We start from the raw sequence: 12,945 nt of genomic DNA, 5'->3' as shown, positions 1-12,945 counted from the left end.
TTAAAATTTTATTTATCATTACTTTTTCAAACTACACACGGATCTCATCCAGCTGACGGTTAATGTCGTTAACATGTTTGTCTGAAATGGGGTAGATTTGCATGATAAACATTGAAATAGCGGCCAGTACAATAGGGATCCAAACCGCGGTAATAATTATCCCGTCGACAGCATTTGCACTTTGGTGGGCACCGGTTTCGCTAAAGCCATACGCGGCCAGTAACCAGAGTGGGATCGCGCCGCCAATAGTGAAACCAATTTTGAAAAACAGCCCCATAATGGCATTAATGATGGCGGCGTTTCGCTTACCTGATTTTAATTCACCATAGGCAATCACTTCAGGTACCAGTGCCCACATGAAACCGGTCGCCGACGTTAAACCCCACTGTTTAATAAATGTCGCAACGTAGGCAAGCCAAAGTGCATCGTGCATCCCCTCGCGCGACCACACATACGTCAGTAACTCCCCGACGATGAACATGCCGAGAAAGAGATGGAAGAAGCCTTTTTTACCAAAAATTTTCTTCAGTCTTGGCCAGAAAATGGGAAAGACGATACCCGGAATTGAAGCCACCAGTCCGATGGCCCCCATCCATTCTGAATGGCCGACCACATACTGATTAAAAAAGCCATTAACGGTATTCATGAAAAACATAAAGGTAAACGCCAGCATGAAAAACAGGCCAAGAATGACCAGCGGTCGATTATTTTTAAGCTCAAGGAACAGGTCGGTCGTTTTTACATTGGCGGTTTGTTCTGCGGTCGCCACAACACGCTCTTTGGTGAATTTATAACAGATGAAAAGCGCCACTGCGCCTAATACCATATATACCGAATACACGCCAAACCAGGCGTAATTCGCTGAGGGATCGGTATAGTTGCCCATATTAAGCTCAAGGCCAAAAAAACCCGTATCCTTGAGACTGCGGTCTTTTGGCGAGGCCATCTGTACAAACATCGGGAATAAGGTATACACCAGAAGATTGGCACTGTTCGCCAGCATCATTCGCGTACTGGTAAGTTTATCAATAGACTCCGGATCGCGTGTCAGCGAAGCGTTAAGCGAACCGTAAGGAATATTCACCACGGAATAAACTAAGTCCAGCGCCAGATAGACGATAAATGCAAAAGGCACTGAGCCTCTGATTCCGGGAATTGGAGCAAAAAGCAACGCCGATAAAATAACGAGTGGTACGCCTGCTCTTATCAGCCAGGGCCGATATTTCCCTGCCGGTGAGCTTCTTTTGTCAACATAGGTGCCTACCATCGGGTCCCAGAATACATTAATGATACGCACAAACAGAAATATAAACCCTGCGGTTGCTGTACTGATGGTATTTACCGTCAGCATATGAAGCGCCAGAAAACCGCCTATTGTGCCGAACACCAGGTTTTGCGCAAAGTCGCCCATACCATAACCAATACGCTCTCCGCGGGTTAATATATGATATTCCTCGTGCCGGTTTTGCCTTAGGTTTTTACTCATTCTAATCAGATCTCCGGTATCTTTTGTGAAGGTGGAACACTTTCTGACATAGGAGACCCAGGGGATCCATTACGTTTTTGAGCTAATTAATTATGTTTTTTTATTTCTGTGATCATCAATACAAAAGCCTTTCACCATTATTTTTTGCGAACTGGCTCACGTTTGAGGATTATCTTAATGGAGGAGTAAAATAACGTAATTGAAGGTTCGGCCGGGAAAATAGAAGATAAATTATGCTTAAGCAGAAAATAACAGCCATAAAAAAACCCGCAGTTACGCGGGTTTTTTAGAGGGAATACCTGTTGGGGTCAGGTGGATCTTATTCCCACTCAATCGTCGCTGGCGGCTTGCCGCTGATGTCATACACCACGCGGGAAATGCCATTAACTTCATTAATAATGCGGTTGGATACACGACCCAGGAAATCATACGGCAGGTGTGCCCAGTGTGCGGTCATAAAGTCGATGGTTTCCACCGCGCGCAGTGAAACGACCCAGTCGTACTTACGGCCATCGCCCATCACGCCCACCGAGCGAACCGGCAGGAACACGGTAAAGGCCTGGCTCACTTTGTTGTACAGGTCGGCTTTGTGCAGCTCTTCAATAAAGATCGCGTCTGCGCGACGCAGCAGATCGCAGTACTCTTTCTTCACTTCGCCCAGCACACGCACGCCAAGCCCCGGTCCTGGGAACGGGTGACGGTACAGCATGTCGTACGGCAGGCCCAGCTCCAGGCCGATTTTACGCACTTCGTCTTTGAACAGCTCACGCAGCGGTTCAACGAGGCCCATCTTCATCTCTTTCGGCAGGCCGCCCACGTTGTGGTGCGATTTAATTACGTGTGCTTTACCGGTTGCAGAGGCCGCAGATTCGATAACGTCCGGGTATATGGTCCCCTGCGCCAGCCACTTCACGTCTTCCAGCTTCAGCGCTTCTTCGTCAAACACTTCCACAAAAACGCGACCGATGATCTTACGTTTCGCTTCTGGATCGTTCTCGCCTGACAGCGCGTCGAGGAAGCGTTTCTCCCCTTCCACGTGAATAATGTTCAGACCGAAGTGATCGCCGAACATATCCATCACCTGCTGGGCTTCGTTCAGGCGCAGCAGACCGTTATCAACAAATACGCAGGTCAGACGGTCGCCAATGGCGCGGTGCAGCAGCATCGCGGTGACGGAGGAGTCCACGCCGCCGGACAGACCGAGGATCACCTTGTCATTACCTACCTGCTCGCGCAGGCGCACGATGGCGTCTTCGATGATTTTGGCGGGCGTCCACAAGGCTTCACACTCGCAGATGTCGCGCACAAAGCGCTCCAGCAGACGCTGGCCCTGACGGGTATGCGTCACTTCCGGGTGGAACTGCACGCCGTAAAAACGTTTTTCTTCGTTCGCCATAATGGCAAACGGGCAAGTCTCGGTGCTGGCGACGGTGACAAAATCTTCCGGGATAGCGGTGACTTTGTCGCCGTGGCTCATCCACACGTCGAGCAGCGGATTGCCGTCTGCGCTCAGGGAGTCCTCAATGCCACGTACCAGCGCGCTGGCGGTTTTGACTTCAACCTGGGCATAGCCGAATTCGCGTTCGTTTGAGCCTTCAACATGGCCGCCGAGCTGCATCGCCATGGTCTGCATGCCGTAGCACACGCCGAGCACCGGCACGCCGGCTTCAAAAACATATTGCGGGGCGCGTGGGCTGTTATGTTCGGTGGTGCTTTCCGGGCCGCCGGAAAGGATGATGCCGCTTGGCTTGAACTCACGGATCTGTGCTTCCGTGACATCCCATGCCCAGAGTTCGCAGTAAACGCCCAGTTCACGTACGCGACGGGCCACCAGCTGAGTGTATTGCGAACCAAAATCGAGGATAAGAATGCGATGCTTATGAATATTTTCCGTCATTGACGCTAATTCCGAGGCAAGTGAAACAAAATCGCCCGGCATTAAGCCGGGCGTGGAAACGATCAGGAGCCCATACGGTAGTTCGGCGACTCTTTGGTAATGGTCACATCGTGAACGTGACTTTCCTGAATGCCTGCACCGCTGATGCGTACGAATTCCGCTTTGGTACGCAGCTCGTCGATGGTAGCACAGCCGGTCAGACCCATACAGGAGCGCAGGCCGCCCATCTGCTGGTGAATGATCTCTTTAAGATAGCCTTTATAAGCCACGCGACCTTCGATACCTTCTGGCACCAGTTTGTCAGCGGCGTTATCGGTCTGGAAGTAACGATCAGATGAGCCTTTGGACATCGCGCCCAGCGAGCCCATACCACGATAAGACTTGTACGAACGACCCTGGAACAGTTCGATTTCGCCCGGCGATTCTTCCGTACCCGCCAGCATAGAGCCAACCATCACCACGCTTGCGCCAGCGGCGATCGCTTTGGCGATGTCGCCGGAGAAACGGATACCGCCATCTGCGATGACCGGAATACCGGTGCCTTCCAGCGCTTCCACCGCGTCAGAGACGGCGGTGATCTGCGGTACGCCCACACCAGTGACGATACGGGTGGTGCAGATAGAGCCAGGGCCGATACCCACTTTCACCGCGCTTACGCCAGCCTCAGCCAGCGCACGAGCGCCTGCGCCAGTCGCCACGTTACCGCCGATGATTTGCAGATCCGGGTATTTAGCACGGGTTTCACGAATGCGTTGCAGCACACCTTCAGAGTGACCGTGGGAGGAGTCGATCAGCAGCACGTCAACACCTGCGGCAACCAGCGCATCCACACGCTCTTCGTTACCGGCACCGGCCCCCACAGCCGCGCCGACGCGCAGACGGCCATGCTCATCTTTACAGGCCTGCGGTTTACGTTCTGCTTTCTGGAAGTCTTTAACGGTGATCATGCCGAGCAGATGGAAATTCGCATCCACCACCAGCGCTTTTTCCACGCGTTTTTCGTGCATTTTGGCAAACACAGCTTCGCGTGCTTCGCCTTCACGTACGGTAACCAGACGCTCTTTCGGCGTCATGTACACGCTGACCGGCTGGCTTAAATCGGTGACAAAACGCACGTCGCGACCGGTGATAATACCGACCAGCTCGTTGTCAGCGGTGACAACCGGATAACCGGCGAAACCGTTACGTTCGGTGAGTTCTTTCACTTCGCGCAGGGTGGTGGTAGGCAGTACGGTCTGTGGATCGGTTACGACACCGGATTCATGTTTTTTGACGCGGCGGACTTCTTCAGCCTGACGCTCGATAGACATGTTTTTGTGAATAAAGCCGATGCCACCTTCCTGTGCCAGTGCAATCGCCAGACGCGCTTCCGTCACGGTGTCCATGGCTGCGGAGAGCATTGGAATATTCAGACGAATGGATTTCGTCAGCTGGGTGCTGAGATCGGCGGTATTCGGCAGAACGGTAGAATGAGCGGGAACAAGGAGGACGTCGTCAAACGTCAGGGCTTCTTTAGCGATACGTAGCATGGGCAATATCTCTGACCGGGTGGTTAAATATTGCCGTGGCATTATACAGAGCGTAATCGGTTGCATCCACACTTTTTTCAGAAAAATAGTTGCGTTCGCCTCTCATCGGGTTACTATCGACTGAATAACCTGCTGATTTAGAATTTGATCCAGCTCACATGTCAATGAATCAATCCCCTGCAATTTATACCGTCAGCCGCCTGAATCAGACGGTGCGCATGCTGCTTGAAAAAGAGCTGGGCCAGGTGTGGATCAGCGGTGAGATTTCCAACTTCACGCAGCCCGCTTCCGGGCACTGGTACTTCACCCTCAAAGATGACACCGCGCAGGTGCGTTGCGCCATGTTCCGCAACAGTAACCGCCGCGTGACCTTCCGCCCGCAGCATGGTCAGCAGGTCCTGGTGCGCGCCAGCGTAACCCTCTATGAGCCGCGCGGCGATTATCAGATCATTGTTGAGAGCATGCAGCCGGCGGGTGAAGGCCTGCTGCAACAAAAATATGAACAGCTGAAAGCGCGATTGCAGGCGGAAGGGCTGTTCGACAGCCAGTTCAAGCAGCCGCTCCCCTCCCCTGCGCACTGCATTGGCGTCGTCACCTCGAAAACCGGTGCCGCCCTGCACGATATTCTGCACGTGCTTAAGCGCCGCGATCCCTCTTTGCCGGTGGTGATTTACCCGACGGCGGTACAGGGCGAAGATGCGCCAGGGCAAATTGTCCGCGCCATTGAACAGACTAATCGCCGTCAGGAGTGCGACGTATTAATCGTCGGACGCGGCGGCGGCTCGCTGGAAGATCTGTGGAGCTTTAACGACGAGCGTGTCGCGCGGGCAATTTTTGCCAGCGCCATTCCGGTGGTCAGCGCCGTGGGGCACGAAACGGACGTGACTATCGCCGATTTTGTCGCCGATCTGCGCGCACCGACGCCGTCTGCCGCGGCGGAAATGGTCAGCCGTAATCAGCAGGAGCTGGTACGCCAGTTGCAGATGGGTCAGCAGCGGCTGGAAATGGCGATGGATTATTATCTGGCGACGCGCAACCGGCGTTTCACGCAGCTTTATCATCGTCTGCAACAGCAGCATCCACAGCTACGGCTGGCACGTCAGCAAACGGTGCTGGATCGTCTGCGTCAGCGCATGGCCACCGCCCTCGAAAATCAACTCAAGCGTACTACGCAACGCCAGTTGCGCATCACCCAGCGCCTGAACCAGCAGAATCCGCAACCACGTATTCATCGCGCCCAGTCCCGCGTACAGCAGCTGGAGTATCGTCTGGCACAAAGCATGCGCGATCGCCTGAGCAGTACCCGGGAGCGTTTCGGCGGCGCGATCACCCATCTGGAAGCCGTCAGTCCCCTCGCCACCCTCGCGCGCGGGTACAGCGTCACCACCTCCGCCGACGGCAACCTGCTGAAAAAAGCGAAGCAGGTGAAAGCGGGCGATACGCTGACCACTCGCCTGGAAGATGGCTGGGTGGCAAGTCAGGTCACAGACGTGACGCCGGTCAAGAAAACCCGCAAACGTAAACCTGAGGCCTGATAAGGGAAACTCTTCTCGCCCGGAACTATACTGCAGGTGTTTCTTAATTTCGGCTTTTGCCAGTAAGGAGACCTGCATGAACGGTTCACGCCTGCATTCCGTAATTCCTCCGTATATCCTGCGCCACATCATCGACCACGGCGCGCCACCCCAGCAGCAGTTTGCCCGTCAGACGTTAATGCACGTGCAGACGCTGATGGCAGAGCACTACGGCAAGACCGCAGCCCATCCGAGCGCGACGAGCGGCGATACCGAACGCGAAATTTATGATGCGCAAAACACGCAAACGTTGCCTGGCAAACTGGTACGCAAAGAGGGCCAGCCGTCCAACGGGGATGTTGCCGCCGACGAAGCCTGGGATTATCTCGGCGTCACTCATCAGTTTTTCTGGAACGCCTGGCAGCGCGATTCCCTCGATAACAAGGGCATGATCTTAAGCGGTACGGTGCATTACGGTCAGGACTATCAGAACGCGTTCTGGAACGGCCAGCAAATGGTGTTCGGCGATGGCGACGGGGAGATTTTTAATCGTTTTACCATCGCCATTGATATTGTGGGCCATGAGTTGGGCCACGGCGTGACGGAAACCGAAGCGGGTCTGATCTACTTTGAACAGGCCGGGGCGCTGAACGAGTCGCTGTCGGATGTTTTTGGTTCGCTGGTTAAGCAGTACCACCTCGGGCAAACCGCCGATCAGGCCGACTGGCTGATTGGCGAAGGCTTGCTGGCGGAGGGCATCAACGGACGCGGCTTGCGCTCCATGTCTGCCCCCGGCACCGCCTATGACGATCCGCTGCTCGGCAAGGATCCGCAGCCGGCCCATATGGATCACTACATCAAAACCCGCGAAGACAATGGCGGCGTGCATCTTAATTCTGGCATTCCTAACCGCGCCTTTTATCTGGCGGCGCAGACGCTCGGCGGTTACGCATGGGAGAAAGCGGGCTATGCATGGTATGACACGGTGTGCGACCGTTCGCTGGCACAGAATGCCGATTTTGCCACCTTTGCCCGTCTGACGGTACAGCACGGCGGCAAACGCTTCGACAGCACGGTAGCGGACGCTATTGAGCAGGCGTGGAAAGAAACAGGAGTGCTGTGATGAAAACCTTGCCCGCCCTGACGGAGGATGCCGTCATTGACCTGGCGCGTGAAGGCGGCGTGGCGTATATGCCGCGCCTGGCTGCGCCCCGCCGTATTGCCCTGTCCGAACTGGATGAGCAACAGCGTGAGCGTGTGTGCAGCATTCTGCGCCGCTCGCTGCCGCTGGGACAGGATGCGGGGAAAAGCGATTCACCGGGACGCGGCGATCAGCGCTATTTCCGTATTCAGATCAGCTGGACGCAACAAGACAGTACGCATCATGCGGATGTTGTCCTGCTGATAGCGGAAAGTGACGCCCCGTCAGAGCTGGAAGAGCTGTGGCGACGCGGAAAAGATTGCGTGTGATTAAGGCGTAACGAGGGTGAAATCGACGCGCTTTTTCGAGATCAGTCCGTGACCGTGCTGGCAGAAATAGTCCACCGCGCCACAGGCCTTCAGCACGTTTAAGGGCTGATGACATTCCGGGCAGCGTGCTTCAAGGGCGAGATCATGGTGACAGTGTGCACAGTGGGCATGCGTACCGGCAAGCTCCAGCGGGTGATGGCAGGTCGGGCAGTGCAGTTCCATAGAGACTCCTGTGATCCCGTCACCCCGGCGGCGGGCCGAGGCGAGGGGTAAAGGGATTATTTCCCTTTTTTGATGTGCTTGATCAGACGCTTACGTTTACGCATCTGGTTCGGGGTCAGGGTGTTGCGCTTATTGGCGAACGGGTTCTCCCCCTCCTTGAACTGAATGCGGATCGGCGTCCCCATTACGTCCAGCGATTTGCGGAAGTAGTTCATCAGATAACGCTTGTAGGAATCCGGCAGATCTTTCACCTGGGTTCCGTGGATCACCACAATCGGCGGGTTATAACCCCCGGCGTGCGCATATTTCAGCTTCACACGGCGACCACGTACCAGCGGCGGCTGGTGATCTTCTGCCGCCATGGTCATGATGCGCGTCAGCATCGCCGTACTCTGGCGACGGGTCGAGCTGTCATAGGCTTCGCGCACAGATTCAAACAGGTTACCCACGCCGCTGCCGTGCAGGGCTGAGATAAAGTGCACGCGGGCGAAGTCGATAAAGCCCAGACGATAATCCAGGGTTTCTTTCACCTGTTCGCGAACTTCCTGGCTCAGGCCGTCCCATTTGTTAACCACGATCACCAGCGAACGACCGCTGTTGAGGATAAAGCCCAGCAGCGACAGATCCTGATCGGAAATGCCTTCGCGGGCATCGATCACCAGCAGCACTACGTTGGCGTCTTCAATCGCCTGCAGGGTTTTGATCACCGAGAATTTTTCTACGGTATCGGTGATTTTGCCGCGCTTACGAACACCGGCGGTATCAATCAGAATGAATTCGCGATCGTCACGCTGCATCGGAATGTAGATGCTGTCACGGGTGGTGCCAGGCATGTCATACACCACCACACGATCTTCCCCGAGAATACGGTTGGTCAGCGTGGACTTACCAACGTTCGGACGCCCGACAATGGCCAGCTTGATCGGCAGATCCAGCGGGTTAAAGTCATCTTCCGGCTCTTCTACCGGCGGTGTGCCGTTCTGCTCGGCTTCGAACTGCGCCCAGTAGGCGGCTTCTTCGTCAACTTCTTCTACTTCGCGCGGATCAACTTCCTGCATCCACGGCACCAGCGCATGCTCAAGCAGGCTGGTTACGCCACGACCGTGAGACGCGGCAATCGCATGGATCTCACCGAGGCCCAGGGAGTAGAAATCAGCGACGGCTTGATCCGGATCCAGACCATCGGTTTTGTTGGCGACCAGAAACGTCGGTTTCTGGCGAGAACGCAGGTGCTGGGCGATGGCTTCGTCAGCAGGCATCAGGCCCGCGCGCGCATCCACCATGAACAGCACGACATCCGCTTCTTCGATAGCCAGCAGAGACTGCTCGGCCATACGGGTTTCCACGCCGTCTTCTGTACCGTCGATACCGCCGGTATCAATACAGATAAACTCGCGGCCTTCCACTTCAGCACGACCGTACTTACGGTCACGAGTCAGCCCCGGGAAATCCGCCACCAGCGCATCTCGGGTGCGTGTTAAACGATTAAAAAGCGTGGATTTTCCAACGTTAGGGCGCCCGACAAGCGCGACCACAGGTACCATGTTTAAAGCCTCTTTCAAAAAATCATTTACAACGTCGCCGGAGGGCAGCGCTGTGCAAATACAAAAATTATAAAACGCTAAAACGTAAAAACAGGAAAACGGCCCCTGCAACAGGAGCCGTTTTTCTCAAGCCAACAGCCGCTGTGATTAACGCGTAATCGCGTACAGCGTGCCGTCTTTCGCCTGAATCAGCAGCTTACCTTCGGCAACCACGGGTTCGGTCAGGAAGCCTGAGCTATCTACTTTCTGCTGCGCGACAAAACGACCATCTTCGACGTTAAGCCAGTGCATGTAACCTTCACTGTCACCGACGACTAAAGCACCATTATACAGCGCTGGGGTAGTCAGGTTACGGTGCAGCAGATCGCTTTGCGTCCAGAGCGTGACACCGCCTTCGGTGGTCAGCGCCAGGACACGATCGTTTTGATCCACCAGGTAGATACGATCGCCGTCGATGATGAAATCATTCACCGATCCAAGCTCGCGTTTCCACATGATCTGACCGCTGCGCAGATCCAGCGCCGTCAGGTTGCCATTATAAGCCAGCGCGTACACCACGCCATTGATCACAATTGGCGTCGTATCCACATCGCTCAGACGATCGATTTCCGTCGCACCGGTGGCCTGGGAAATACGCTGCTGCCAGATGATCTGGCCTTTGTCCATGATCACTGCGCTAACGCGACCGTTATCACCGCCGACAATCGCCGCACCAAATGCCGTTGCTGGCGCAGATTCACCGCGCAGGGAGAGCGCAGGCATATCAAGGTTAACGGTCCATTTTACTGCACCATCAGCTTCGTTAAGCGCCTGCAGCTGGCCGTTGCTGGTATGGATCAGCACCACGCCATCGCTGACAACCGGACGGGACAAGGCTTCGCCCGCGACCCGCGTCTGCCAGGCCGTAGAACCATCGGCGGTGTTCAGCGCATAAACCTGCGCTTTTTCACTGCCAACATACACATGGCCGCCAGCGACGGTTACGCCACCGGACAGCAGCGCCGGGCTGGTGGAGAAGAAGCCGCTTTTCTGCGCCAGCGACACCGACCAGATCTCTTTGCCGTCGGCAGCATTCACCGCTTTCACCGTGCCATGACGATCGGCAGCATAGACAACGTTATCGGCAAACGCCGGGTGCAGATTAGAGTAGAAATCGCCAATGCCGTTACCAACAGAGGTGCTCCACGCGGTAGACGGCGTGAACTGGTTTTCAACCACCGGCAGCGGGGACATTTTGACGACATCTTCTTCGCCGCTAAACAGAGAACAGCCACTCAACAAGGTGACAGAAAGCAGCCCTGGCAGAAGTAATTTACGCAATTGCATCGGGTCCCTCTTAGATGGACAAATTATTGATTTTCATCTGCATCATTTCGCTCAGCGCCGGTGAAGCGTTGCTTTTAACGCCACTCTCCCATGCGGTGCGAGCACCTTGTTTATCGCCTTTACTCAGCAATGCTTCACCGCGTAAATCAGCCACAATCGCCGTCCAGCCTTCGCCTTTCACCGACTCAAGGGTTTTCAATGCGGCATCCGGCTGCTTCAGCTGGATCTGGACACGTGCCAGACGTGCATTGATCACAGCCTTCAGGTTTTCATCACTGGCCGCGGCAAGACCTTGCTGCAACAGCGTGACGGCTTTATTAAGGTCGTTTTTATCAACATACTGTTGAGCCAGCTCAAGTGACGCAAACGCACCGTAAGTATTTTTGTTATCCGCAGCAAATTTTTCTGCTGCAGATAAGGTTTCCGGCTTATCCGCGCGGAGTGCAGACACGGCGTTTTCATAGTTCAGCGAAACCGCTCTCACTGACTCGTCCTGATGGCCTGTCCAGTAGCGCCAGCCTACCAGCGCGCCAATACCCAAAATAACCCCAACGGCCAGCGCTTTGCCATTTTCGGCAAAGAAGCGTTTTATCGCATCAACCTGTTCGTTTTCGTTCTCGTAGATTTCCACGCAGTCCCTCTCCTTAACGATAATTCACCGGGGAAGATTAGCCCAGTAGTGTGCGCAGATGCGCCGCAACGCCATCCTGCGTCACCGTAGTTTGCTCACCAGAGCGTAAATCCTTCACCACCACGTTGCCTTCCGCGACTTCCGATTCACCCAGCACCAGTGCGACGCGAGCGCCCCACTTGTCAGCACGGGCAAACTGCTTCTTGAAGTTGCCGCCGCCATGGTTGGTCATCAGCTTAACGCCTGGCATCGCATCACGTAACTTTTCAGCAAACTGCATGGCAGCAGACTGCGTATCGGTGCCGGATGCAACCAGGTATATATCGACAACAGGATCGGCTTTAAATTCCGGATTAACGGCCTGAACCAGCAAAACAAGTCGCTCAAGGCCCATGGCGAAACCGACAGCCGGAGTCGCACGACCACCCAGTTGCTCAACCAGACCGTCGTAACGACCGCCAGCACACACGGTGCCCTGCGCGCCGAGGCTGGTGGTGACCCACTCAAACACGGTGCGGTTGTAGTAATCAAGACCGCGCACCAGGCGCTGGTTAACGGTATAGGCGATACCCGCGTTGTCCAGCAGTGCACATAACCCGGCGAAGTGCTCGCGGGAGTCTTCGTCGAGATAATCGCCAAGCGCCGGCGCGTCGTTCAGCAGCGCCTGCACATCAGGATTTTTGGAATCCAGCACGCGCAACGGGTTGCTGTACATACGACGCTTACAGTCTTCGTCCAATTTATCCTGATGCTGTTCCAGGAACGCCACCAGCGCATCGCGGTAGTTAGCGCGCGCGTCCAGTGAGCCAATGGAATTCAGCTCCAGGCGAACCTGATCGGCAATACCCAGCGCGCGCCACCAGCGGGCGGTAAGCAGAATCAGCTCGGCGTCGATGTCCGGCCCTTGCAGACCAAAAACTTCACAACCCAACTGATGGAACTGACGATAACGCCCTTTTTGCGGACGCTCGTAGCGGAACATTGGCCCGACATACCACAGGCGCTGTTCCTGATTGTACAGAAGACCATGTTCGATGCCGGCACGCACACAGCCCGCCGTACCTTCCGGACGCAGCGTCAGGCTGTCGCCGTTGCGGTCATCGAAGGTATACATCTCTTTTTCAACCACGTCGGTGACTTCACCGATCGCGCGTTTGAATAACGGGGTCTGCTCTACAATCGGCAAACGGATCTCACTATAACCGTAGCTGCCGAGCACGCTTTTTAAGGTGCCTTCAATGCGCTGCCAAAGGGCAGTTTCGCCAGGCAGGTAGTCGTTCATGCCGCGAATGGCTTGAATATTCTTTGCCACGTTTATTCTCTTTA

At 55.1% G+C, this 12,945-nt stretch carries 11 protein-coding genes; 3 read left to right on the top strand and 8 right to left on the bottom strand.

The genetic code is table 11. The features are described 5' to 3' along the window. Window positions 1-31: 31 nt before the first annotated feature. The 3 genes from KW828_RS10665 to guaB form a co-directional block, all read right to left on the bottom strand. On the bottom strand, window positions 32-1,486 hold the full coding sequence (locus KW828_RS10665) for an MFS transporter (protein ID WP_218336335.1): 1,455 nt from the start codon (window positions 1,484-1,486) through the stop codon (window positions 32-34). Window positions 1,487-1,805: 319 nt separating this feature from the next. Continuing rightward, window positions 1,806-3,383, bottom strand: coding sequence for a glutamine-hydrolyzing GMP synthase (gene guaA, locus KW828_RS10660; protein ID WP_218336334.1), 1,578 nt, complete (start codon window positions 3,381-3,383; stop codon window positions 1,806-1,808). Window positions 3,384-3,445: 62 nt separating this feature from the next. Further along, complete coding sequence (gene guaB / locus KW828_RS10655) at window positions 3,446-4,912, bottom strand: IMP dehydrogenase (RefSeq protein ID WP_218336333.1); 1,467 nt, start codon at window positions 4,910-4,912, stop codon at window positions 3,446-3,448. Window positions 4,913-5,070: 158 nt separating this feature from the next. Here guaB and xseA point away from each other — a divergent pair, with 158 nt between their 5' ends. The 3 genes from xseA (at window position 5,071) to KW828_RS10640 (ending at window position 7,896) form a co-directional block, all read left to right on the top strand. Beyond that, entirely contained in the window at window positions 5,071-6,447 is a 1,377-nt protein-coding gene (gene xseA / locus KW828_RS10650) for an exodeoxyribonuclease VII large subunit (protein WP_218336332.1), read from the top strand. A gap of 76 nt (window positions 6,448-6,523) precedes the next feature. Continuing rightward, entirely contained in the window at window positions 6,524-7,549 is a 1,026-nt protein-coding gene (locus KW828_RS10645) for a M4 family metallopeptidase (RefSeq protein ID WP_218336331.1), read from the top strand. Beyond that, a complete protein-coding gene (locus KW828_RS10640; protein ID WP_218336330.1) occupies window positions 7,549-7,896 on the top strand; it encodes a protealysin inhibitor emfourin in 348 nt (115 codons plus the stop codon). The genes KW828_RS10645 and KW828_RS10640 overlap by 1 nt, the downstream gene beginning before the upstream one ends. On the opposite strand, the gene KW828_RS10635 is transcribed toward KW828_RS10640, so the two are convergent. The 5 genes from KW828_RS10635 to hisS all read right to left on the bottom strand — a co-directional run bounded on the left by KW828_RS10635 (window position 7,897) and on the right by hisS (window position 12,931). Then, complete coding sequence (locus KW828_RS10635; protein WP_218336329.1) at window positions 7,897-8,118, bottom strand: zinc ribbon domain-containing protein; 222 nt, start codon at window positions 8,116-8,118, stop codon at window positions 7,897-7,899. 56 nt (window positions 8,119-8,174) lie between these two features. After that, window positions 8,175-9,662 carry a ribosome biogenesis GTPase Der gene (der, locus tag KW828_RS10630; protein ID WP_218336328.1) on the bottom strand — a complete coding sequence of 496 codons (1,488 nt, stop codon included), beginning with the start codon at window positions 9,660-9,662 and terminating at the stop codon, window positions 8,175-8,177. 147 nt (window positions 9,663-9,809) lie between these two features. Continuing rightward, a complete protein-coding gene (bamB, locus tag KW828_RS10625) occupies window positions 9,810-10,988 on the bottom strand; it encodes an outer membrane protein assembly factor BamB (protein ID WP_218336327.1) in 1,179 nt (392 codons plus the stop codon). A 10-nt stretch (window positions 10,989-10,998) separates the two neighbouring features. Beyond that, complete coding sequence (locus KW828_RS10620; protein ID WP_218336326.1) at window positions 10,999-11,619, bottom strand: YfgM family protein; 621 nt, start codon at window positions 11,617-11,619, stop codon at window positions 10,999-11,001. A 37-nt stretch (window positions 11,620-11,656) separates the two neighbouring features. Further along, a complete protein-coding gene (gene hisS, locus KW828_RS10615) occupies window positions 11,657-12,931 on the bottom strand; it encodes a histidine--tRNA ligase (RefSeq protein WP_218336325.1) in 1,275 nt (424 codons plus the stop codon). Between the last annotated feature and the right edge of the window lie 14 nt (window positions 12,932-12,945).

This window comes from Enterobacter sp. ENT03 (assembly GCF_019218745.1).
Classification (GTDB): Bacteria; Pseudomonadota; Gammaproteobacteria; order Enterobacterales; family Enterobacteriaceae; genus Enterobacter_D.
Note: the sequence above shows the minus strand (reverse complement) of the source record. Positions and strands in the feature narration are given on the sequence as shown.

Excerpts from the sequence above, each read along its gene's own strand:
- KW828_RS10665 (WP_218336335.1), bottom strand. The coding sequence starts at position 1,486 with ATGAGTAAAAACCTAAGGCAAAACCGGCACGAGGAATATCATATATTA.
- guaA (WP_218336334.1), bottom strand. The coding sequence starts at position 3,383 with ATGACGGAAAATATTCATAAGCATCGCATTCTTATCCTCGATTTTGGT.
- guaB (WP_218336333.1), bottom strand. The coding sequence starts at position 4,912 with ATGCTACGTATCGCTAAAGAAGCCCTGACGTTTGACGACGTCCTCCTT.
- xseA (WP_218336332.1), top strand. The coding sequence starts at position 5,071 with ATGTCAATGAATCAATCCCCTGCAATTTATACCGTCAGCCGCCTGAAT.
- KW828_RS10645 (WP_218336331.1), top strand. The coding sequence starts at position 6,524 with ATGAACGGTTCACGCCTGCATTCCGTAATTCCTCCGTATATCCTGCGC.
- KW828_RS10640 (WP_218336330.1), top strand. The coding sequence starts at position 7,549 with ATGAAAACCTTGCCCGCCCTGACGGAGGATGCCGTCATTGACCTGGCG.
- KW828_RS10635 (WP_218336329.1), bottom strand. The coding sequence starts at position 8,118 with ATGGAACTGCACTGCCCGACCTGCCATCACCCGCTGGAGCTTGCCGGT.
- der (WP_218336328.1), bottom strand. The coding sequence starts at position 9,662 with ATGGTACCTGTGGTCGCGCTTGTCGGGCGCCCTAACGTTGGAAAATCC.
- bamB (WP_218336327.1), bottom strand. The coding sequence starts at position 10,988 with ATGCAATTGCGTAAATTACTTCTGCCAGGGCTGCTTTCTGTCACCTTG.